The organism is Liquorilactobacillus ghanensis DSM 18630 (assembly GCF_001435235.1).
Lineage (GTDB): Bacteria > Bacillota > Bacilli > Lactobacillales > Lactobacillaceae > Liquorilactobacillus > Liquorilactobacillus ghanensis.
This window is the reverse complement of record NZ_AZGB01000001.1, coordinates 114,918-137,756: the sequence shown is the minus strand read 5'-3', so window position 1 is coordinate 137,756 and position 22,839 is coordinate 114,918. Positions and strand designations below refer to the sequence as shown.

Here is a 22,839-nt window from a genome sequence, read left to right as displayed (position 1 = left end):
ACATAGGGCTTATAGCCCTAGAGCAAACCACCCGTTTGACGGGTGGTTATGATTGGCTTAATTCTAAATTGCAATTTTTGTGAAAGATGTAAAAACTATTTTATAATATAAAATTAGCCAATTTTATGGTAAAATGTAATGTAAATGTGTTCAAATAATAAACAAGAAATTATTTTAGAGGAGGTCCATCATGACGGACGTCAAGTATAAACGGATTATTTTAAAATTAAGCGGGGAGGCTTTAGCAGGGAATCAGGGAATAGGAATTAATCCGCCCGAGATTAAGAAAGTCGCAGCTGAAATTAAAGAAGTTTATAAATTGGGAGTCGAAATTGCAATTGTAGTCGGCGGTGGCAACATGTGGCGTGGCGAATCGGGTGCGCAAATGGGTATGGAACGTTCACAAGCTGATTATATTGGTATGTTGGCGACGGTGATGAACGCTCTTGCTTTGCAAGATAATCTTGAATCAATTGGCGTACCAACAAGGGTACAAACATCGATTGAAATGCGCCAAATTGCAGAACCTTATATTCGTCGGAAAGCTATCCGGCATTTGGAAAAAGGTCGAATTGTGATTTTTGCTGCTGGAACTGGATCACCTTATTTTTCAACAGATACAACAGCTGCTTTGCGAGCTTCAGAAATTAATGCCGATGTTATTTTAATGGCAAAAAATGGTGTTGATGGGATTTACTCAGCTGATCCACAAAAAGATGAACATGCAGTTAAATTTGATAAATTGACTCACTTAGATATTATTAATAAGGGCTTAAACGTAATGGATACTACGGCTTCATCATTGTCAATGGATAATGATATTCCGTTAGTTGTTTTCAATATGAATAAGAGTGGTAATATTAAAAGAGTTGTTGAAGGAGAAGCAATCGGTACAACAGTGAAAGGAAAATAAATATGAAAATTAACGATCCGATCATAAAAAAAGCTCAGGAACGAATGGAAAAAGCGGAACAGGCATTTCGTCGTGATCTCGGCGGGATTCGGGCTGGTCGTGCCAATGCTAGTTTACTGAATCGAATTAAAGTTGAATATTATGGAGCTTTGACACCTTTGAACCAATTAGCCCAGATCACGATTCCAGAAGCACGGGTTTTGTTGGTTAAGCCATATGATAAAACAGCTTTAAAAGAAATTGAACGTGCGATTTTAGCTTCAGATTTGGGAATTTCGCCAGCTAATGATGGTAGTACAATTCGTTTGGTAATTCCACAATTAACAGAAGAAAGACGCCAGGAATTAGCCAAAGAAGTTAAGGGAGAGGCTGAAAAAGCCAAAGTTGCTGTGCGCAATATTCGCCGAGATATGATGGAACAATTGAAAAAAGCAGAAAAAAATGGTGATTTAACAGAAGATGAATTGCATAATTTAGAAGAACAGGCACAGAAAGTAACGGATGCTGCAATTAAAGAAGTGGAGAAAATCCAAGCTGATAAAGAAAAAGAAATTTTGGATATTTAGGCTGGTAGCAAAATTTTCTATTTTCATATTAAATAATGAAAAGAACAACGGGACAAAGTCAGTTTGCGGTGATAATAGTTTCCGTTGTTTCTTTTTTCAATAATATGTTAATTTTATTGGAGGTGTGTTTGTGTTTTCAAAATTAACTGAAAAAGATTCAGCCAAAAGCCAAATAAAGCTAGATCCGAAGCGGATTCCACAACACATAGCGATTATAATGGATGGCAATGGACGTTGGGCGCAAAAACGCCACTTGCCACGGACAGCTGGGCATAAAGCTGCTTTAACAACAGTCAAAGAAGTTACTAAAGCCGCCAGTAATTTGGGAGTTAAGGTTTTAACGCTATATACGTTTTCAACGGAAAATTGGAAACGTCCACGGGCGGAAGTTGATTTTTTAATGAATTTGGTTTCGTCAGCATTTGATATTTTTATGCCGGATTTAATTGCAAATAATATTCGGGTTCGAGCGATGGGGGAATTGGCGGCACTGCCACCGAAAACGCTCGCAGCGGTTGAGCGGGCCATTGCCGATACGCAAAAAAATACGGGAATGATTTTAAATTTTGCGCTTAATTATGGTGGCCGAGATGAAATCGTTTCTGCGACTAAAAGAATTGCCGAAATGGTTGCGCAAAAAAAAATATCAGTTGCTGAAATTGATGATCAGCTGATTGAAAAAAACTTAATGACATCAACTTTGAAGAGTCAGGCTAATCCAGATTTATTGATTAGAACCAGTGGGGAAAAAAGACTTTCAAATTTTCTGCTTTGGCAAATTGCTTATAGTGAATTTGTTTTTTCTGATGTCCTTTGGCCGGATTACTCACCAAATGAACTTAAAGCAAATATTTATGAATTTCAGAATCGCAGCCGACGTTTCGGCGGCTTGAAAAAGGAGTAGTTTAAAAATGAAACAACGTGTAATTACTGCCATAATCGCTTTATTAATCTTTATTCCGCTAGCGGTAATTGGCGGAACAGCTTTTGATTTTCTAGTTATTATTTTGGGACTAATTGGTTTATCTGAAATTTTAGTTATGCGCAAAAAACTATTAGTTTCACCGGAAGCTATCTTGAGCGGACTGGCAGCAGTTGTTTTACTGGTGCCACAAAATTGGTTGGCTTTTTTACCGTCTGTCGCCACTCGATTTACTATTTTTTATTTTTTTGTTTTAATTTTGTTGCTATACACTGTTATGACGCGTAATCGGTTTTCATTTGATGATGTTGGTGTCTTGGTTTTAGGTGCTTTATTTGTTTCGTTGGGCTTTCATTATTTAATGGCTGCCCGCCAAGCCGGGATTGATACGTTGTTCTTCTTGTTGTTTATTGTTTGGACGACGGATAGTGGGGCTTATATGATTGGCCGCAAGTTTGGCAAACATAAATTGTCACCACATATCAGCCCTAATAAGACTTGGGAAGGATCAATTGGTGGGACCGTGGCAGCTTTGATTGTCGGGTTGGTTTTTAACTACTTTTGGCCGCAAGCTGGGAACTGGATCGAAAGCTGCGGTATAATTATTTTACTGTCAATTATCGGTCAAGCCGGCGATTTAGTTGAGTCAGCATTGAAACGCTTTTATGGTGTAAAGGATTCTGGCAGAATCCTACCGGGACATGGTGGAATTTTAGATCGTTTTGATTCATTACTGTTCGTATTGCCATTTGCACATTTTATCGGGCTGATTTAATTATTATAAGCTTGCAGCTTTTGGTTGGCAAAGGAGGGAAAACAGCTTGATTATTACGATTTTGACATTTATTATCGTATTTGGAATTTTAGTTTTGGTTCATGAATTTGGCCATTTCTTTTTTGCAAAAAGAGCTGGAATTTTAGTACGTGAGTTTTCAATTGGCATGGGTCCTAAAATATTTGCGCACGAAACGGCAACAACGACCTACACTTTGCGAATTTTACCATTAGGCGGTTATGTGCGAATGGCCGGATTAGAGGATGATGAGGATACACTCAAGCCCGGTCAACTGATTAATTTGCAGCTGGATAAATCTGGACAGGCATCAGTAATTAATACAAGTCAAAAAAAATTATTATTCAACGGTATTCCGTTGCAGGTAAATCACTGGGATTTAACGGATGAGCTTTGGATTGAAGGCTATGAAAATGGCGATGAGTCAGTTTTGAAACGTTATCACGTGGCACATAATGCTTCAATCATTGAAGAAGATGGAACAAAGGTTAGAATTGCTCCGCGTGATGTTCAATTCCAGTCGGCAAAACTTTGGCAAAGAATGTTAACAAATTTTGCTGGGCCGATGAATAATTTTTTCTTAGCGATTATCGCATTTGGTTTAGTTGCTTTGCTGCAAGGCGGTGTCTATCAAACTAATAATCAAATTGGTGCTTTTACTGAAAACTCTGCTGCTCAGCAGGCGGGGGTAAAAACTGGTGATCGAATTATTGCAGTTAATCACCATAAAACCAATAGTTGGCAGGAACTGGCGACGCAGATTAATAAAATTCCGGGTAAAAAAACTTTATTTGTGATTCAACGTCACCAGCAACAAAAGAAGATTTGGATAACGCCTAAAGCTGTTAAACAGAATGGAAAAAGAGTTGGAGTAATTGGAATTCAAGCTAGTCAAGATCATTCATTTGCAGCAATTGCGACTTACGGTTTTACTGAGACTTGGAGTATGACACTTCAGTTATTAAATGCTATCAAATCAATGTTTCATGGCTTTAGTTTGAATGATTTGGGAGGCCCGGTTGCAATTTATTCATATACTTCGCAAGCTGCCAAATATGGAATCGTTAGTGTTATCAATTTGTTGGCTTTTCTATCGCTAAATTTGGGAATTGTTAATTTGTTTCCAATCCCGGCATTGGACGGTGGAAAGCTGTTACTGAATATTTTAGAAGCCATTCGGCGCAAACCGCTTTCTCCAGAAAAAGAGGGTGTTTTAACACTAATCGGTTTTGGCTTTTTAATGCTGTTAATGTTGTTAGTTACTTGGAATGACATTCAACGCTACTTTTTTTAAATTGAAGATAATGTTATAAATATTATGAACTATTCTAAGGGGAGTTATTTGTTATGAAACAATCAACCATGTTGATCCCAACAATTAAGGAAGTACCTAGTGATGCTGAGGCATTAAGTCATAAGATGATGCTGCGTGCTGGCTACATTAAACAGATTACTGCTGGCATGTATGCTTATTTGCCATTGGCTTTTCGCGTTTTGCAGAATATTCAACGGATTATCCGTGAAGAAATGGAACAAATCGATGCTGTTGAAATGCTTGTTCCAGCAGTGATTCCAGCCGAGTTATGGCAAGAATCCGGTCGTTATGCAACTTATGGGCCAGCAATGTTCAAACTAAAAGACCGTCATGAACGCGACTTTTTATTAGGACCGACGCACGAGGAAACTTTTACGGCCATTATTCGTGATGCTGTTAAATCCTATAAAAAACTGCCATTGACACTTTATCAGATTCAGATGAAGTATCGTGATGAAAATCGGCCACGTTATGGGTTATTACGTGGTCGGGAATTTTTAATGTTTGACGCTTACTCTTTTCATGCTAATGAAGCCAGCCTTGATCGGGTTTATCATCAAATGGAGTCAGCTTATCAGCGAATCTTTGAACGTTGCGGATTGAATTTCCGAGAAATTATCGCTGATGCTGGTGCGATGGGCGGCAATGCTTCTAAAGAATATATGGCGATTGCAGAAGTTGGTGAAGATACAATCGTTTATTCTGATAAAAGTGATTATGCTGCCAACATTGAGATGGCTCAAAGTCGTCGCAGTGAACAGCAGGTTCATGAATCTTTGGCAGATCTGAGTAAAACAGCAACACCTGAGGCACACTCGGTCACTGAGGTTGCCAAGTTGTTAAAAGTTGAACCACAACGGGTTATTAAGACCCTGCTTTTTTATGCTGATGAGCAGCCATTACTAGTCCTATTGCGTGGAACTGACGAATTAAATGAAGTTAAATTAACCAATTATCTGCATGCTGATAATTTGCGGCCGGCAACTAAAATTGAGGCTGAGAAATTATTAGGGGCTGATTTTGGTTCATTAGGTCCAGTAAATTTGTCTGGTGAGGCTGCTAAAATAAAAATTTTGGCTGACTTGGATGTTGAAAAAATGCAAAATGCAGTTGCCGGAGCGAATGAGAATGGTTTCCATTACCTTAATGCCAATTTAAAACGCGATTATCGCGTTGATGAATTTGCGGATTTGCGATTGGTTAAAGAAGGTGAAATGGCACCAGATGGTCAGGGCAAGCTTAAATTTACCCGTGGAATAGAAATTGGGCATATTTTTAAATTAGGGACTCGTTATTCTAAAACGTTGGGAGCTTCAGTTTTAGATGAAAACGGTCGCCAACAGCCAGTGATTATGGGTTGTTATGGAATAGGTGTTTCTCGGTTGCTTTCAGCAATTATTGAACAAAACTGTGATGAAAATGGAATTATCTGGCCGCGCAGCATTGCACCTTTTGATGTTCATGTTGTGCCGGTTAATATAAAAAATGAGGCTCAGCGTTCTTTAGCAACTACGATCACAAAGAATTTAGAAGCAGCCGGCTATCAAGTTTTATTGGATGATCGGCGTGAACGGGCCGGAGTAAAGTTTGCTGATGCAGATTTAATGGGTCTGCCGGTTCGAATCACAGTTGGCAAAAAGGCTGCTGATGGGGTAGTTGAGATTAAAATCCGCCGTAGTGGTGAAAACGTTGAAGTTCGTCAGGACGAATTGATCAGTACGCTGGCAATTCTAATTAAAACGGCTGTTAAAGAAGAAAATCTGGAACATCAAAAATAATATAACATGATAATGCTGATAGAAAGGATGTTATTTTTTGGAAAATGATCGATATTTTTTATTTGCTAAACTGTTAGATCAATTGAAATGGCATCCAGAAAGCGCAAAGGATTTGCTGGCAAAAACGGCAATTGAAAAGGTGGAGATCCATCAAAAATCTGCTAAATGGGATTTTTGGTTGGCTAGTCCAGAAATTTGGCCGTTTCAGCTTTTTCAAGAATTCGAGCAGCGTCTGCAGCAAAGTTTCAAGCAAATCGCAAAAGTTGAAATTTCTTTTAAATCAGTTTCATCTGCTGAATTAACTGATCGACTTTTAGGCGATTATTGGTCATGGGTTGTTGAACATTCTGGTGTTAAGTCACCATTGTTACACGAATTATTCAATAATAATTTACCGTATTTAAAAGATCAACGGGTATTATTATTAGCTGATAATGAAATTATCAAGCATTTTTTGGTTAATCAGGCTTTAGGACCAATTGAAGATGGTTATTGTCAGTTAGGTTTTCCAAAATTTGCAATCCATACCATGATTGACCAATCTAAATCGCAAGAAAAGATTGACCAATTTAAACAACAGCAGGGTAAGTCAGATGAACAATTAGCGCAAAAAGCACTTGCAGCAATTCAGCAAAAGAATCAAACGGTCAAGAAGGGCCCGGCTGCGCAACCGATTATGGAACAAGGTAAAGTGATTTTAGGCAAAAAAATCGACCAACAAAATTTACGCCAGTTAGTGGGAATCACTGAAGAAGAAAAATCGGTAACGGTTCAGGGATATATTTTTGATAAAGAGATTCGAACGCTTAGATCGTCACGGCAACTATTGATTTTAAAAATTACTGATTACAGTTCATCAATGGTGGTAAAAAAATTCTCGCGTAATGATGAAGATGAAGCTGGGTTTGCAGCTTTGGCCGAGGGACAATGGGTCAAAGTTCGCGGAAATGTTCAAGAAGATAATTTTTTGCGTGATCTGGTTATTAATGCATATGATATCAATCAAGTTACACATCAAAAACGAATTGATCAAGCACCTGCTGATCAAAAACGAATTGAATTGCATCTGCACAGTAACATGAGCACCATGGATGCTACTAACAGCATTACTGATTATGTAAAAACGGCTGCTGAATGGGGACAAAAGGCAATTGCAATTACTGATCATAGTGATCTGCAGGCATTCCCTGAAGCCCATGCAGCTGGTGAAGAATATGGTGTTAAAATTTTATATGGGGTTGAAGTTAATCTGGTGGATGATGGGCTGCCAATCGCCTATAATCTGCAGCATCAAGATCTTAATGAAGCTGTCTATGTAGTTTTTGATACTGAAACGACTGGCCTTTCAGCTCGTTATGATAAAGTAATCGAATTATCGGCGGTTAAAATGCAGCATGGTGCAGTGATTGACCAATTTGAAGAATTTATCGATCCTGGTCATCCGCTTTCTAAAACAACAATTGACTTAACAAGTATTACTGATGACATGGTTCGCGGTTCTAAAAGTGAAGCTGAAGTTTTCAAACTATTTCAGAATTTTTGTCAAGATTGTATAATTGTCGGTCATAATGCCACTTTTGATGTTGATTTTATGAATACCGGCTATCAGCGGCATAATTTGCCATTAATTAAAAACCCGTGGATCGATACATTGCCATTAGCTCGGTTACTGTATCCGCAATTGAAAAGTTTCCGCTTGAACAAGTTGACTAAATTGCTGAATGTTAAACTGGAACATCATCATCGAGCAATTTATGATGCTCAAGCAACTGGCTATATTTATTTTGCAATGCTGAAAGAAGCAGAAAAACAATTTCACATCAAATATCAAGATGAGTTTAATCAGTATGTTGCTCAAAGTGATGCCTATAAACATGAACATCCGTCGCATGCAACGATTTTGGCAACCAGTCAAGCTGGTTTAAAAAATTTGTTCAAGCTGGTTTCTTTTTCAATGATCAAATATTATTATCGCTTACCGCGAGTGCCGCGTTCGTTGCTGAATAAGTATCGGCAAGGTTTGCTGGTTGGATCAGCCTGCTATCAAGGTGAAGTTTTTACAGCCATGATGCAAAAAGGGTATGCAGAGGCCAAAAAACGCGCGCAATTTTATGATTATTTGGAAATTCAGCCTAAAGCATTGTATCAGCCTTTGCTGCAACAAGAATTAGTTAAAAATAATCATGATCTTGAGGAAATTATTCAAAATTTAATTGACTTAGGTCATGAATTGCATTTGCCGGTAGTTGCCACTGGAGATGTTCATTATTTAAATAAGGAAGATGCAATTTACCGAAAAATTTTAATTCATTCAGAAGGTGGAGCTAATCCGCTTAATCGTTTGAAAGAATTACCGGATGCGCATTTTCGAACTACTGATGAAATGCTGCATGATTTTTCTTTTTTGGATGAAAAAACAGCTAAAGAAGTTGTGATTGATAATCCGGCAAAAATCGCAGCTGAAATTGACGATATTACTCCGGTCAAGGATAAGTTGTATACTCCAAAGATGGCTGGAGCTGAAGATCAAATTAAAAAATTAACGATGGATAAGGCTCATGAGCTCTACGGTGATCCACTGCCGGAAATAGTTGAAAAGCGGTTAAAAAAGGAACTTAAAAGTATTATCGGCAATGGTTTTTCGGTTATTTATCTGATTGCTCAGAAATTGGTTTTTAAATCGAATAAGGACGGTTATTTGGTTGGTTCGCGTGGTTCGGTCGGTTCCAGTTTGGTAGCGACGATGACGGGAATTACTGAAGTAAATCCGTTGCCACCGCACTATCGTTGCCCTAAATGCCAATGGAGTCAGTTCTTCGAAAAGGGCGAATACGGATCAGGTTTTGATTTACCAGAAAAGCAGTGCCCTAAATGTCAAACAACTTTGATTAAAGATGGACAAGACATTCCTTTTGAAACTTTTTTGGGTTTTTATGGGAATAAAGTACCTGATATTGATTTGAACTTTTCTGGAGACTATCAGCCAATTGCACATAATTATACCAAAGTACTGTTTGGCGAGAAAAATGTTTATCGAGCTGGAACAATCGGTACCGTGGCTGATAAAACTGCTTATGGTTATGTTAAAGCTTATGAACGTGATACCGAACAAAATTTGCGTAATGCAGAAGTTGATCGGCTCGCTAAAGGAGCTACCGGGGTTAAACGAACAACCGGTCAACATCCGGCTGGAATTGTAGTTGTACCGGATTATATGGATATTTTTGATTTTACGCCCATTCAATATCCAGCCAATGATTTAACCGCTGCGTGGAAGACTACCCACTTTGATTTTCATTCGATTCATGATAATATCTTGAAACTAGATATTTTAGGACATGATGATCCAATGATGATCAGAATGCTGCAAGATTTATCTGGCGTTGATCCTAAGTCGATTCCACCAGCTGATCCGGGAGTAATGGCGTTATTTTCTGGAACTGATGTTTTGGGAGTAACTCCTGAACAAATTGGTTCCAAGACTGGAACTTTAGGGATTCCAGAATTTGGGACACGATTTGTTCGTGGGATGCTAGAGGAAACTAAACCAAAAACTTTTGCTGAATTACTGAAGATTTCTGGTTTATCTCATGGAACTGATGTTTGGTTGGGCAATGCTGAAGAATTAATAAAAAATGGTACAGTTACAATGCCAGAAGTTATTGGCTGTCGTGATGATATTATGATGGATTTAATTCATATGGGTGTTGAAGCTGACCGGGCTTTTAAAATTATGGAACATGTTCGTAAGGGACGTGGAATTCCAGATGACTGGCAAGCGGATATGCGTCAGGCAAAAGTTCCCGAATGGTATATCAATGCTTGCCTGAAGATTAAGTATATGTTTCCTAAGGCTCATGCAGCAGCATATGTTTTAATGGCGTTGCGGATCGCTTATTTTAAAGTTTATTTCCCATTAGTATACTATGCGGCATACTTTAGTGTTCGAGCTGATGATTTTGACTTGGTAGCAATGACAAATGGAAAAGAAACCGTTAAAGCGGCTATTCAAGAAATCAATGCTAAAGGAATGGATGCCAGTACTAAGGAAAAGAATCTTTTGACCGTATTGGAGCTGGCTAATGAGATGTTGGAACGAGGATATCAATTTAAAATGGTTGATTTAAATCGTTCATCAGTTTCTAATTGGTTGATCGATGGCGATGATCTGATTGCGCCTTTTAATGCAATTCCTAGTTTAGGTACCAATGTTGCTAAACAAATTGTAGCAGCGCGAGCAGAAAAACCATTTCTTTCTAAAGAAGATTTAGCACGTCGCGGGAAAGTATCTAAAACTTTAATTGATTTTATGTCAGTCAATCATGTTTTGGATGGTTTGCCAGAAGAAAATCAGCTAAGTTTATTCGATTCATTATTTTAAATAGCCGGATAAAGGTTTGTAAGTTAGCTGTTATTATGGTATAGTTGTTTTGTTAATTAAAAACTCGTTGAGAGTGAGCAGCAATGCTCGCTCTTTTTATTGCAACAAGCTAGTTAAATTATTAGGATGAATTAGTTAGGAGGGTGACGAGTGAGCAGTGTTGTTGAAAAAGTAACGGACTTAGTAGAGCCGATTCTAGCAGAACACCATTTTGAACTGGTTGATCTTGAATTTGTCAAAGAAGGAAAAAGCTGGTATTTAAGAGTTTTTATTGATAAAATCGGTGGTATTAATATTGAAGAATGTGCCTTGATCAGTGATATTTTGAGCGAAAAATTAGATGCCCAAGATCCTGATTTGATTCCGCAAGCTTACTACTTGGAAGTATCTTCTCCAGGAGCAGAGAGACCATTAAAAACTGAACGTGATCTACAACGATCATTAAATAAATATATTCATGTTTCATTGTATCAGCCACTTGATGGTCGAAAAGTTTATGAGGGTGATCTGATTGAAATAACATCAGACTATCTGGTTTTGGCAATTATGCAGAAACAACGTCAGTTAAAATTGAAAATTCCAAGAAAACAAATTGCTAAGACGCGCTTGGCAATTAAATTTTAATTAGAACTTTAAGGAGTTTAGATCATGAGTAAAGAATTAGTCGAAGCGTTGAATGCGTTAGAGAAGGAAAAAGGTGTTAAAAAAGAAGTAGTTATTGAGGCGTTGGAAGCAGCTTTGGTTTCAGCTTATAAACGGAATTATGGTCAGTCGCACAATGTTGAAGTGCAATTCGATAAAGTAGCTGGAGATATTCATGTTTTTGCGGTTAAGGAAGTAGTTGAGGAAGTTTTTGACTCACAACTGGAAATTAGTTTAGAGGATGCTGTTAAAATTAATCGGGCCTATGAAATTGGTGATCAAATCAAATTCGAAGTTACCCCACAAAATTTTGGCCGAATCGCAGCCCAAACAGCTAAACAGGTAATTATGCAGCGGGTCCGTGAAGCTGAACGCAGCATTATTTATGATGAGTATATTCAGTATGAAAAAGAAATTGTTACCGGTGAAGTTGAACGAATCGATCACCGTTATGTTTATGTTAACCTTGGCAAAGTTGAAGCTGTTTTGTCTCACCAAGATCAGATCCCAGGTGAAGAATATCATCCGCATGATCGTATTAAAGTTTATATTTATCAGGTTGAAAATAGTGCCAAGGGACCACAAGTTTTTGTTAGCCGGTCCCATCCAGACCTGTTGAAACGCTTATTTGAACAAGAAATTCCAGAAGTCTTTGATGGAACTGTTGAAATTGTTTCAATTGCACGTGAAGCAGGTGATCGGGCTAAAGTTGCAGTTCGTTCAACTAAAGACGGGGTCGATCCGGTTGGAACTTGCGTTGGTCCACGTGGTGAGCGAGTTCAAGCAATTGTTAATGAATTAAAGGGCGAAAACATGGATATTGTCGAATGGCAAAGTGATCCAGCAGAATTTATCGGCAATGCTTTGAAACCTGCTGATGTGGTTGAAGTTATTTTTGATCAGCAAAATGAACGGATTTGCACCGTGGTTGTTCCAGATGATCAATTATCATTGGCAATTGGTAAGCGGGGGCAAAATGCCCGCTTAGCTGCCAAATTGACGGGCTATAAGATCGATATTAAGTCCGAAAGCGAGTATCATGAATTAGTGGATCAAGCAACCGATTCAACCGTTCCTTCATCAAAAAACAATTAGAGGAGGAATTAAAATGGCACGCCAAAGAAAAATTCCGATGAGAAAAGATATTGTTTCTGGCGAGATGAAACCCAAAAAAGAATTAGTTCGAATTGTAAAAAATAAAGAAAATGAAGTCAGTATTGATCCTAGTGGAAAAAAAGCTGGACGCGGAGCATATGTTAGCTTAGATGTTGCAATTGCTAAGCAAGCCAAAGCAGACCGCACTTTTGACCGAGTTTTTGAGATTAAAATTGCTGACGATTTTTATGACGAATTAATTGCTTATGTTGATCATCAAGTAGCTCGCAGAGAACTTTTTGGCAATGAATCAAAAAGTTAAGCAGCAGACTTTGCAGTTTTTAGGTTTAGCTCGTCGGGCTGGTAAATTAGCAACAGGTGAAGCAACGGCTTTGGCAAAAATCCGTCAGCAGGAAGTTTCAGTAGTTCTATTGGCTGCGGATGTTGCACCGGCAACGAAAAAGAAGTTTTCGGATAAATGCCGTTTTTACCACGTAAAGCTGGATGATTCATTTACGCGGGCTGAATTAAGCGCGGCAATCGGCAGCAGTCGTTCAGTAATTGCTGTGACGGATGCTGGCTTTGCAAGGAAACTAAGTCAATTATTACAATTATAATATTTAATAATTACCATTAGATCAGAGATTGGAGAGTGAATCTATGGGGAAAAAAAGAATTTATCAATTAGCAAAAGAATTGAATATCAGCAGTAAAGAAGTAATCGCGGCAGCTAAAGAACGCGGCTTTTCAGTTCGCAACCATATGTCGACTTTAGGAGAAAATGAGGAACGTCAATTGCGAGAAAGTTTGCGACCAAATAAAAATAAAACTGCCCAATCAGCTAAAAAGACTGTAAATGAGAAGAAAGTTAGGTCGGCTAAACCGGTTAAACCAGCTGTGCAACAAGCAAAACATGAATCACAGCACGTTCAAAAATCGGTAGCAGCTAAACCGGTTAATACCAATAAGACGACCAACAATTCAAGAAACAATCAACAAACAACGACGAGAACGACTGGTAATTATCAAAATAACCACAGCAATCAAAGTCGCAATAATCAACATAGTTTTGGTCAAAACCGGTATAGCAATAATTTTAACAAGAAGAAACGGAAAAACCGGCGGAATAGTCGTCGACAAGTTAGCAACAAACCGGCTGTTCCACCACGTAAGAACAAGCCGTTACCAGAAAAACTAATCTATACAGTTGGGATAAATGTCGCCGAAATTGCTAAAAAAATTCATCGCGAGCCAGCTGAAATTATTAAAAAACTTTTTATGCGCGGAGTAATGGTTAATCAAAACCAAGCACTTGATAAAGATACAATTGAAATTTTAGCAAAAGAATATGGAATTGCTGCCGAAGAAAAAGTTGAAGTTGATATTGCTGATATTGATAAGTTTTTTGAAGAAGAAAATGATAATAAAAAGCATTTAGTTCCACGTCCACCGGTAGTTACAATTATGGGACATGTTGACCATGGGAAAACTACTTTGTTGGATAAATTGCGTCATACACACGTTACTGCCGGTGAGGCCGGTGGAATTACTCAGCATATCGGTGCTTATCAGGTTAAACATGATGGCAAAACGATCACTTTTTTGGATACTCCTGGCCATGCGGCTTTCACTAATATGCGAGCTCGTGGTGCTGATATTACCGATATTACTGTTTTAGTTGTTGCAGCTGATGACGGTGTGATGCCACAGACAATTGAAGCAATTAATCATGCTAAAGCAGCAAGTGTTCCGATTATTGTTGCAATTAACAAAATTGATAAGCCAGGTGCCAATCCAAATCATGTAATGGAAGAATTGACTGAATATGGATTAGTTTCTGAAGCTTGGGGTGGAGATACAATTTTTGTTGAGATTTCTGCTAAATTCGGCAAAAATCTTGATGAATTATTAGAAATGATTTTGTTAGAAGCTGAAATGCTTGAGTTGCGCGCTAATCCGAAGCAGCATGGTGCCGGATCAGTTATTGAAGCTCGACTTGATAAAGGTAAAGGTGCAGTCGCTACTTTATTGGTTCAGCAAGGTACGTTGCATGTTGGCGATCCGATTGTTGTTGGCAATACGTTTGGTCGTGTACGAACAATGATTAATGATAAGGGTCAGCAGATTAAAAAAGCATTGCCAGCAACTCCGGTTGAAATTACTGGGTTGAACGAAGTACCTGATTCAGGTGATCGTTTTGTTGTATTTGCAGATGAAAAATCAGCGCGGGCAGCTGGAGAAGAACGTGCTAAGCGAGCTTTGATCAAAGAAAGAAGTCATACGCCACATGTAACCTTGGATAATTTGTTTGATTCGCTCAAGGAAGGCGAATTAAAAGAGGTTAATATTATTATCAAAGCGGATGTTCAAGGATCAGTAGAAGCTTTGGCTAATAGTCTGCAAAAAATTAATGTTGAAGGCGTGCGGGTCAACATTATTCATCAAGCAGCAGGAGCAATTAATGAAAGTGATGTTACTTTAGCCGAAGCATCAAATGCGATTATTATCGGCTTTAATGTGCGGCCAACAGCGCAAGCTAAATCACAGGCTGATGCGGATAATGTAGATATCCGGTTGCACAATGTTATTTATCAAGCAATTGATCAGGTTGAGACGGCAATGAAAGGGATGCTGGAACCAGTTTATAAAGAGAAGATTACTGGTCAGGTTGAAATTCGGCAGACCTATAAAGTTTCAAAATTAGGCACGATCGGTGGCGGTTATGTAACTGATGGCTTTATTCAACGTGATAGTGGAGTTCGGTTGATTCGTGACGGAATCGTAATTTATGAAGGTAAATTGGCTAGTTTGAAGCGTTTTAAAGATGATGCTAAAGAAGTTAAACAGGGCTTTGAATGTGGTTTGATGATTGAAAACTATAATGATATTAAAGTTGGCGATCAAGTTGAAGCCTATATTATGCAAGAAGTTCCAGCTAAATAAGATTTAAGGGTAAAGGAGATGGGACGGCTTTGGTACGTAGTTATCGGGTAGGACGTCTTGCCCAAGAAATTCAACGAGAAGTTAATGATATTTTAATGAAGCGGGTTCGTGATCCGCGAGTTCAAGGAATTACCGTTACTGGAGTTGATGTTACCGGTGATTTACAGCACGCTACGATTTACTACAGTATTTTATCCGATAAAGCTTCGGCAGGAGAAAAAACACAGATTGGTTTAGATAAAGCAACCGGCCTGATTCGCCGTGAGTTGGGATCGCGTTTGAGCATTTACGTTACTCCGGAAATTCATTTTGAACGTGATCGTTCAGTTCAATATGGCGATAAGATTGATCGTCTTTTGAACCAAATTGAAAATGAAGATCAGCAGTAGCTGGTATAATTGGATAATAGACAAATACCGACTGATTTAAGATAATCAATCGGTATTTGTACTAAAAGGATTGATTTTGATAGACGGTGAGGATACAGCAAGATGGATGGAATAATTCCTTTATATAAACCAAAGGGAATGACAAGCAGTGATTGTGTACGCCGCTGCCGGGGGATTTTAAGAACAAAACGTGTTGGTCATAGTGGGACACTTGATCCGAATGTGGATGGAGTACTGCTGCTTTGTGTCGGTAAAGCGACTAAAGTAGTTAACTATTTGATGGACTCGGGTAAAGTATATACTGGTGAAATAACTTTAGGATTTGCAACTACAACTGAAGATTTGGACGGCGAGATAATCGCAGCTAAACATTTACGGCAGCCTTTTTCCGCTGCAGCAATTTCTGAAAAAATGCAGCTTTTGACTGGTGAGCAAATTCAAATTCCACCATTGTATTCGGCTGTCAAGGTAAACGGTCGCCGCTTGTATGATTATGCTCGTGCTCATCAGCCGGTTGAAAGACCGAAAAGAAAAATTAATGTTCAATATTTCCAGCAAACTAAAGAGTCAGTTTTTGATTCTGAAAAGGGACAGCAAAAGTGCTACTTTGAGATCGGCTGTGGTAAGGGAACTTATATTCGTACTTTAGCAACTGATTTGGGTCGAAAACTTGGGGTACCGGCTGTAATGTCACAGCTGACACGGCAAAAAAGTGGCGGTTTTGAGCTAGCTGACACGGTTAGTTTACAGCGGCTCGAACGGCTAGCTAAACAACAACGGTTAACTGAAGTTGTTTTTGACTGGGATACAGCTTTACAAAAGTTTGAGCATTATCAATTGACAGGATCCGAGTGGCAACGAATTAAAAATGGTGCCTTTTTAAAAGCAGCGCATGCAGCTGATAAATTAGTATTAGTATATGCTGGTAAAAGCCGTTGTGTATATCGCTGGCATTTAGAGCATCAATGTTATGTTCCAGAACAGATGATTGATTTAACGGAAGGAAATTGAAAGTGAAAACAATTTTTTTAAAAGAGCCCTTTGATTCGCGGCAGATTCCTGCGGGTGAGGTTGTTTTAGCTTTGGGATTTTTTGATGGTGTTCATCGTGGCCATCAACTGGTGATTCAGCGAGCAGCAGCTGAAGCCAAAAGACGTGGATGCCGTTTAGCAATCATGACTTTAGATCGACAGCCGGCGATCGTTTTTCAACAAGTTCCAGCAGCTAAAATTCAGTATTTGACAACACTGCAGCGCAAACTGGAACTTTTTGCGCAAATGGGAATTGATATTGCTTATGTTGCCCCGTTGACTGGCCAGTTGCCGCAGATGGGACCACAAGAATTTGTTGACTTGTATATGGTTGGTTTGCATGCTGTAGCAGTGGTTGCTGGTAAAGATTATACTTATGGTAAACATGATATAGCTAATATGCAGCTATTGCCGCGATATGCCCAAAAACGTTTTGATGTAATTGCGGTCGAGCATTTACGTTTTCAAGATCAAAAAATCAGTTCAACAACAATTCGGCATTTGTTGGATACAGGTGAAATTGCCGCAGCTAATCAGTTATTAGGTTACACTTATCAAAATAGTGGCTTGGTTGTTCATGGTGAACAGCGAGGTCGAAAATTGGGTTTCCCAACTTTAAATTTAGCTATTCCGAACGATGAACGTATCTTAGCTGAAGGTATTTATGCTGTTCAAGTTAAAGTTGCGGGTCAAGTATATCAAGGAATGGCTTCAATTGGTCGCAACGAAACTTTTGGCAGTAATCGACAAATTACGGTGGAAATTAATTTATTTGATTTTGCGCAAATGGTTTATGGTCAGCAAGTTACGGTTTACTGGTATGAAAAATTAAGAGATCAAGTTAAATTTACTGGTGCGGCAGCTCTGGTGGAACAGTTAAAAGCTGACAAGCAGCAGACAATAGCTTACTTTATTGCCAAAAAAAATAAAAAATGATTTTTTTAGCTGGTAGAGATGTCATTCTTGACTTATCAGCTTTTTTCTTGTATATTAATAATTGACTTAGCACTCTAAGAGGCTAAGTGCTAATCGAGGTGATAATCATGCTAACGGAAAGACAGTTACTGATTCTTGAGGCGATAATTCAGGATTATGCTGAGGCACAGCGTCCAGTTGGTTCCAAGTCTTTAGAACAGCAATTACCGGTTCATGTCAGCTCGGCTACGATTCGCAATGAAATGGCAGTCTTAGAAAAAAAGGGTTATCTTGTCAAGGAGCATTCTTCATCCGGTAGAATTCCTTCGCTTAAGGGCTACCGGTATTATGTTGACAACTTGGTTAAGCCGACTGTGGCAAATCCAGCAGTTGTTGATAGTGTGCGCAATTCACTTAATAACCAATTTTTCAAGATTGATGAGTTGGTGGCAGAGTCAGCAAGGATCTTGTCAGAAATGACCCATTATACGGCAATTACTTTTAAACCTGAAGGCCAAAATATTCGTCTGCAGGGATTTAAAGTTATGCCATTGCGTAATCAGCAAGTGATGGTACTGCTAATTACCAGTGATGGCGGTGTTGAGAGTCAATTATTTAATTTGCCCAAACAGATTACAGGTGAAGAACTGGAATCGATCGTGCGGATTATTAATGAAAGAGTCGTAGGATTACCGCTGGATCAAGTTGTTGAAAAGCTGCGTGACAGCGTACCATTGTTGTTGCATTACGTACAACAGCCACTAGGTTTTTTAAATGTTTTTGGTCGGGTTTTAAACCAGACTGCTCACGATCAGTTTTATGTCGGCGGCAAGCTTAATCTACTTAATTTTGTTGAGAATGGCAATATTGAGCAAATTAAAGCTTTATATTCACTAATTGATCATTCTGATGATATTAGTAATTTGGTCGGCAGCAATGATGACGATCAAGCTATTCAGGTTAGATTAGGCGATGAGTTGGAAGACCGTTCGTTGCAAAATTACAGCTTAATATCAGCTACCTATGATGTTGAGCAACATGGGCGTGGATTGATTGCGTTGTTAGGACCGACTAACATGCCTTATTCAAAGATGATAGGTCTGTTAGATGTCTTTCGCGTTGAATTGGCGCGTAAAATGCTTGATTATTATGATTTCTATGATTAATTAGAGATTAGAGAAGGGGTGTTCACTTGCCAGAAAAAGAAAGTGATCTTAGTAAAAAGAAAGCAACTGTTGATCAAAGTGAGAAAACAACTGCCAAAGCTGATAAGTCGACAGCGGAAACAGGAGATACGGCTAAAGCTGATAAATCAAAACAAAAAGTAGCTGCTAAAACGGCTAAGAAAGAGAATTCAGCGAAGAAAACAGCTGAAACGGCAGAACAATTGCAACAACTTCAGCAAAAGTACAGTGAACTAGAAGACAAATATTACCGAGCTGAAGCGGAAATGGCCAATATGCATAAACGTTTCAAGAAGGAACAAGAACAACTGTTAAAGTATGATGGTCAATCATTAGCGCGCGATGTTTTGCCGGTGCTGGATAATTTATCACGAGCTTTAAAGATTGAAGCGACTGATGAAGCTGCTGTACAGTTGAAGCACGGTGTTGAAATGGTTTATCGTGATATGGAGAAAGCTTTGAAAGATAACCACATCACGCGGATCGATGCTTTGGGCAAACCTTTTGATCCGACTTTCCATCAAGCAGTTAAAACAGTACCGGTTGAGAAAGATCAGACTGCTGAAACAGTGGTTGAAGTCTTCCAAGATGGTTACTTGTTAAAAGATCGCGTTTTGCGGCCAGCAATGGTAGTCGTTGCACAGTAGTTCAATTACGTTTATTATAAAAAAGGAATCTAAAAAAGAGGTTGAAGTTTATGTCAAAAATCATTGGAATTGACTTGGGAACAACTAACTCTGCAGTGGCTGTTCTTGAAGGAAAAGAAGCTAAAATTATTACTAATCCTGAAGGAAATCGGACAACACCGTCAGTTGTTTCATTTAAAAATGGTGAAACACAAGTTGGTGAAGTAGCAAAGCGTCAGGCAATTACCAATCCAAACACAATTTCATCAATTAAGCGTCACATGGGTGAAGCTGATTACAAAGTTGAAGTTGAAGGGAAAAAGTATACCCCACAAGAAATTTCAGCAATGATTTTGCAGTATATCAAAGATTATGCAGAATCTTATTTAGGCGAAAAAGTCAGCCAGGCAGTTATTACTGTACCTGCTTACTTTAATGATGGTCAGCGTCAAGCTACTAAGGATGCTGGTAAGATTGCTGGTTTGAAAGTTGAAAGAATTGTTAACGAACCGACAGCAGCAGCTTTGGCTTATGGGTTGGACAAACTAGATAAAGATGAAAAGATTCTTGTTTTTGACCTTGGCGGTGGAACATTTGATGTTTCAATCCTTGAATTAGGCGATGGTGTTTTTGAAGTTTTGTCAACTAATGGTGATACTCACCTTGGTGGCGACGATTTTGATAAGAAGATCATGGATTGGCTGATTTCTGAATTTAAGCAGGAAAATGGTGTTGATTTGTCAACTGATAAGATGGCAATGCAGCGTTTGAAAGATGCAGCCGAAAAAGCTAAGAAAGATTTATCTGGTGTAACTAGTGCTCAGATTAGTTTACCATTTATTAGTGCGGGTGCTAACGGACCACTTCATTTGGAAAAGGCTTTAACACGTGCCAAGTTTGATGAATTGACTGCTGATTTGGTTGAACGGACAAAAGTACCGGTACGTAATGCGTTAAAAGATGCTGGTTTATCAAATTCTGATATTGATGAAGTAATTTTAGTCGGTGGTTCAACTCGTATTCCAGCTGTTCAAGAAGCTGTTAAAGCTGAAACAAACCATGAACCAAATAAATCAGTTAACCCAGATGAAGCTGTTGCTTTAGGTGCTGCAGTTCAAGGCGGTGTTATTACTGGTGATGTTAAAGATGTTGTTTTATTGGATGTTACCCCATTGTCATTGGGAATTGAAACCATGGGTGGCGTCTTCACTAAATTAATTGACCGTAATACAACCATTCCGACTAGCAAATCGCAAGTATTCTCAACGGCAGCTGATAATCAGCCGGCAGTTGATATCCATGTTTTACAAGGTGAACGGCCAATGGCAGCTGATAACAAAACGTTAGGTCGTTTCCAATTGACCGACATTCCAGCTGCTCCAAGAGGAGTTCCACAGATTGAAGTTAAGTTCGATATTGATAAAAACGGAATTGTTAATGTTTCAGCAAAAGATTTGGGAACTAACAAGGAACAAAAGATTACTATCAAGAGTTCATCCGGTTTGTCAGATGACGAAATTGAACGAATGGTAAAAGAAGCTAAAGAAAATGAAGAAGCTGACAAGAAGCGTAAAGAAGAAGTCGATCTGAAAAATGAGGTTGACCAACTGCTGTTCAGCTCTGAAAAGACTTTGAAGGATGTCAAAGGCAAAGTTTCAGACGATGAAATCAAGAAGGCAGAAGCTGCGCGGGATGCCTTGAAGAAAGCTCAAGAAGCTAATAATGTTGAAGATATGAAGACTAAGAAAGATGAATTGACAAAATTAGTTCAAGAAATGTCAGTTAAACTATATCAACAGGCTCAAGAGCAGAACAAACAGGCTAATGGTCAAGCAGCCGGTGCTGACACAGATGCCAAAAAAGGTGACAGCAAAGGAAAAGATGACGATACCACCGTTGAAGGCGACTTTAAAGAAGTTAACCCGGACGATGACAAGAAGTAATTGTTGCTATTACTAAAAAAGTAGCAGAAAGTCAAAGACCTGCGGGACTTTGACTTTTTTTATCGCGCTGCTTATGTTACGCTGTTGAAGAAAACAGTTGATAAATGGAGGGAAAACATGGCAGAAAATAGAGATCCTTATGAAGTTCTTGGTGTTTCGCGGGATGCCTCTGCTGCGGAAATTAAAAAAGCCTATCGGCGGTTATCTAAAAAGTATCATCCTGATTTAAATAAGGCCCCGGGTGCTGAAAAAAAATTCAAAGAAATCAATGAAGCATATGAAATTTTGAGTAATCCACAAAAGAAAGCGCAATTCGATCAATATGGTTCAACTGGTGGCAATGGTGGACCTCAAGGCTTTGGTGGTTTCCAAAATGCTGATTTCGGTGACTTTTCAGGCGGCTTTGAAGATATTTTTTCTTCATTTTTTGGTGGCGGATCAACTTCACGTTCACGCAATCAACCGCGACAAGGTCATGATTTGCAGTATAATATGACTTTGACCTTTGAAGAAGCTGTTTTTGGTAAGAAAACGAGCATTCAATATACGCGAGAAGCATTGTGTAAGACATGCGGCGGCAGTGGAGCAAAACCAGGGACAACACCAGATACTTGTCAGAATTGTCATGGCAGCGGAGTTGTGCGGCAGGCACAAAATACACCATTGGGTCGAATTGTCCATGAAACAGAGTGTAATGTCTGCGGTGGAACCGGGAAAATTATTAAGGAAAAGTGTCCTGATTGTCATGGCAGCGGCAAGATTCAAGAAAAACATGAAGTTGAAGTTTCAATCCCAGCTGGTGTTGAAGATGGCAATCAAATGCGGTTGCAGGGTCAAGGCGAAGCCGGTGCTAATGGTGGTCCTTACGGGGATTTATATATTGTCTTTCGGGTTAAACCCAGCAAAATTTTCAAACGTGACGGAGCGCAAATTTACTTCACCCAGCCGATTAGTTTTGTTCAAGCAGCTTTGGGTGACGAAGTTGATGTTAAAACAGTTCATGGTGATGTTAAATTGAAAATTCCAGCGGGGACTCAGTCTGGGACAACATTTAGATTACGTGGTAAAGGTGCCCCGCATTTGCGCAGTCAAACAAGAGGCGATGAGGAAGTTACTGTTGAAGTGGTTACTCCTAAGAGTTTAAATGCTCGGCAAAGGGCAGCTTTGAAAGATTTTGCAGCAGCTAGCGGAGAAAACGTTAGTGGTGAAACATCGATTTTTGAACGTTTTAAAAAGCGTAATAAACGCTAGTAGTTTTGAAAAAAGTGTAATCTAGGTTGATTTTAACCTCTGAGTTAAGCGGCAAAAGCAATGAATTTGATTGTTTTTGCCGCTTTTATATAGCTGGAAATCGTTCTGATCGGTGGTGTGATTGTATTCAAGAAACACGACTGGTATAATTT

Annotated in this window: 19 protein-coding genes; all 19 read left to right on the top strand. The window is 38.9% G+C overall.

Translation table 11 applies throughout. From position 1 onward, the window contains the following. Nucleotides 1–190 precede the first annotated feature (190 nt). Complete coding sequence (pyrH, locus tag FC89_RS00650) at nucleotides 191–913, top strand: UMP kinase (protein WP_057870616.1); 723 nt, start codon at nucleotides 191–193, stop codon at nucleotides 911–913. 2 nt (nucleotides 914–915) lie between these two features. Continuing rightward, nucleotides 916–1,479, top strand: coding sequence for a ribosome recycling factor (gene frr, locus FC89_RS00645; protein ID WP_057870615.1), 564 nt, complete (start codon nucleotides 916–918; stop codon nucleotides 1,477–1,479). A 130-nt stretch (nucleotides 1,480–1,609) separates the two neighbouring features. Further along, nucleotides 1,610–2,383 (top strand): isoprenyl transferase, encoded by a 774-nt coding sequence (locus FC89_RS00640; protein ID WP_057870614.1) that lies wholly within the window; start codon nucleotides 1,610–1,612, stop codon nucleotides 2,381–2,383. A 7-nt stretch (nucleotides 2,384–2,390) separates the two neighbouring features. Continuing rightward, a complete protein-coding gene (locus FC89_RS00635) occupies nucleotides 2,391–3,176 on the top strand; it encodes a phosphatidate cytidylyltransferase (protein ID WP_057870613.1) in 786 nt (261 codons plus the stop codon). Between the two features lie 46 nt (nucleotides 3,177–3,222). Further along, the gene (rseP, locus tag FC89_RS00630; protein ID WP_057870612.1) at nucleotides 3,223–4,488 is read left to right on the top strand and encodes an RIP metalloprotease RseP; all 1,266 of its coding nucleotides are present in this window, start codon (nucleotides 3,223–3,225) and stop codon (nucleotides 4,486–4,488) included. Nucleotides 4,489–4,541: 53 nt separating this feature from the next. Further along, entirely contained in the window at nucleotides 4,542–6,287 is a 1,746-nt protein-coding gene (locus FC89_RS00625; protein ID WP_057870611.1) for a proline--tRNA ligase, read from the top strand. Between the two features lie 37 nt (nucleotides 6,288–6,324). Continuing rightward, nucleotides 6,325–10,668 carry a PolC-type DNA polymerase III gene (locus tag FC89_RS00620; protein WP_057870610.1) on the top strand — a complete coding sequence of 1,448 codons (4,344 nt, stop codon included), beginning with the start codon at nucleotides 6,325–6,327 and terminating at the stop codon, nucleotides 10,666–10,668. Between the two features lie 150 nt (nucleotides 10,669–10,818). Beyond that, complete coding sequence (rimP, locus tag FC89_RS00615; protein ID WP_057870609.1) at nucleotides 10,819–11,292, top strand: ribosome maturation factor RimP; 474 nt, start codon at nucleotides 10,819–10,821, stop codon at nucleotides 11,290–11,292. Nucleotides 11,293–11,316: 24 nt separating this feature from the next. After that, nucleotides 11,317–12,405, top strand: coding sequence for a transcription termination factor NusA (nusA, locus tag FC89_RS00610; protein ID WP_057870608.1), 1,089 nt, complete (start codon nucleotides 11,317–11,319; stop codon nucleotides 12,403–12,405). A 13-nt stretch (nucleotides 12,406–12,418) separates the two neighbouring features. After that, the gene (rnpM, locus tag FC89_RS00605) at nucleotides 12,419–12,727 is read left to right on the top strand and encodes an RNase P modulator RnpM (protein WP_057870607.1); all 309 of its coding nucleotides are present in this window, start codon (nucleotides 12,419–12,421) and stop codon (nucleotides 12,725–12,727) included. Then, the gene (locus FC89_RS00600; RefSeq protein WP_057870606.1) at nucleotides 12,711–13,022 is read left to right on the top strand and encodes a L7Ae/L30e/S12e/Gadd45 family ribosomal protein; all 312 of its coding nucleotides are present in this window, start codon (nucleotides 12,711–12,713) and stop codon (nucleotides 13,020–13,022) included. Before rnpM ends, FC89_RS00600 begins: the two co-directional genes overlap by 17 nt. 43 nt (nucleotides 13,023–13,065) lie before the next feature. Continuing rightward, on the top strand, nucleotides 13,066–15,348 hold the full coding sequence (infB, locus tag FC89_RS00595; protein ID WP_057870605.1) for a translation initiation factor IF-2: 2,283 nt from the start codon (nucleotides 13,066–13,068) through the stop codon (nucleotides 15,346–15,348). A 29-nt stretch (nucleotides 15,349–15,377) separates the two neighbouring features. Beyond that, complete coding sequence (gene rbfA / locus FC89_RS00590; protein ID WP_057870604.1) at nucleotides 15,378–15,737, top strand: 30S ribosome-binding factor RbfA; 360 nt, start codon at nucleotides 15,378–15,380, stop codon at nucleotides 15,735–15,737. A gap of 102 nt (nucleotides 15,738–15,839) precedes the next feature. After that, complete coding sequence (truB, locus tag FC89_RS00585; RefSeq protein ID WP_057870603.1) at nucleotides 15,840–16,748, top strand: tRNA pseudouridine(55) synthase TruB; 909 nt, start codon at nucleotides 15,840–15,842, stop codon at nucleotides 16,746–16,748. A gap of 2 nt (nucleotides 16,749–16,750) precedes the next feature. Then, nucleotides 16,751–17,704, top strand: coding sequence for a riboflavin biosynthesis protein RibF (ribF, locus tag FC89_RS00580; protein WP_057870602.1), 954 nt, complete (start codon nucleotides 16,751–16,753; stop codon nucleotides 17,702–17,704). A 107-nt stretch (nucleotides 17,705–17,811) separates the two neighbouring features. Next, nucleotides 17,812–18,849: a heat-inducible transcriptional repressor HrcA gene (gene hrcA / locus FC89_RS00575; RefSeq protein WP_057870601.1), complete on the top strand. Its 1,038-nt coding sequence runs from the start codon at nucleotides 17,812–17,814 to the stop codon at nucleotides 18,847–18,849. A 26-nt stretch (nucleotides 18,850–18,875) separates the two neighbouring features. Continuing rightward, a complete protein-coding gene (grpE, locus tag FC89_RS00570) occupies nucleotides 18,876–19,514 on the top strand; it encodes a nucleotide exchange factor GrpE (RefSeq protein WP_057870600.1) in 639 nt (212 codons plus the stop codon). A gap of 50 nt (nucleotides 19,515–19,564) precedes the next feature. Next, nucleotides 19,565–21,436, top strand: a complete 1,872-nt coding sequence (gene dnaK / locus FC89_RS00565) for a molecular chaperone DnaK (RefSeq protein ID WP_057870599.1) — start codon at nucleotides 19,565–19,567, stop codon at nucleotides 21,434–21,436. 117 nt (nucleotides 21,437–21,553) lie between these two features. Beyond that, nucleotides 21,554–22,687, top strand: a complete 1,134-nt coding sequence (gene dnaJ / locus FC89_RS00560) for a molecular chaperone DnaJ (RefSeq protein ID WP_057870598.1) — start codon at nucleotides 21,554–21,556, stop codon at nucleotides 22,685–22,687. Nucleotides 22,688–22,839 lie beyond the last annotated feature (152 nt).

Coding starts and splice junctions, on each gene's coding strand:
- dnaK (WP_057870599.1), top strand. CDS start 19,565: ATGTCAAAAATCATTGGAATTGACTTGGGAACAACTAACTCTGCAGTG.
- FC89_RS00600 (WP_057870606.1), top strand. CDS start 12,711: ATGAATCAAAAAGTTAAGCAGCAGACTTTGCAGTTTTTAGGTTTAGCT.
- frr (WP_057870615.1), top strand. CDS start 916: ATGAAAATTAACGATCCGATCATAAAAAAAGCTCAGGAACGAATGGAA.
- pyrH (WP_057870616.1), top strand. CDS start 191: ATGACGGACGTCAAGTATAAACGGATTATTTTAAAATTAAGCGGGGAG.
- nusA (WP_057870608.1), top strand. CDS start 11,317: ATGAGTAAAGAATTAGTCGAAGCGTTGAATGCGTTAGAGAAGGAAAAA.
- hrcA (WP_057870601.1), top strand. CDS start 17,812: ATGCTAACGGAAAGACAGTTACTGATTCTTGAGGCGATAATTCAGGAT.
- dnaJ (WP_057870598.1), top strand. CDS start 21,554: ATGGCAGAAAATAGAGATCCTTATGAAGTTCTTGGTGTTTCGCGGGAT.
- infB (WP_057870605.1), top strand. CDS start 13,066: ATGGGGAAAAAAAGAATTTATCAATTAGCAAAAGAATTGAATATCAGC.
- truB (WP_057870603.1), top strand. CDS start 15,840: ATGGATGGAATAATTCCTTTATATAAACCAAAGGGAATGACAAGCAGT.
- FC89_RS00635 (WP_057870613.1), top strand. CDS start 2,391: ATGAAACAACGTGTAATTACTGCCATAATCGCTTTATTAATCTTTATT.
- FC89_RS00625 (WP_057870611.1), top strand. CDS start 4,542: ATGAAACAATCAACCATGTTGATCCCAACAATTAAGGAAGTACCTAGT.
- rnpM (WP_057870607.1), top strand. CDS start 12,419: ATGGCACGCCAAAGAAAAATTCCGATGAGAAAAGATATTGTTTCTGGC.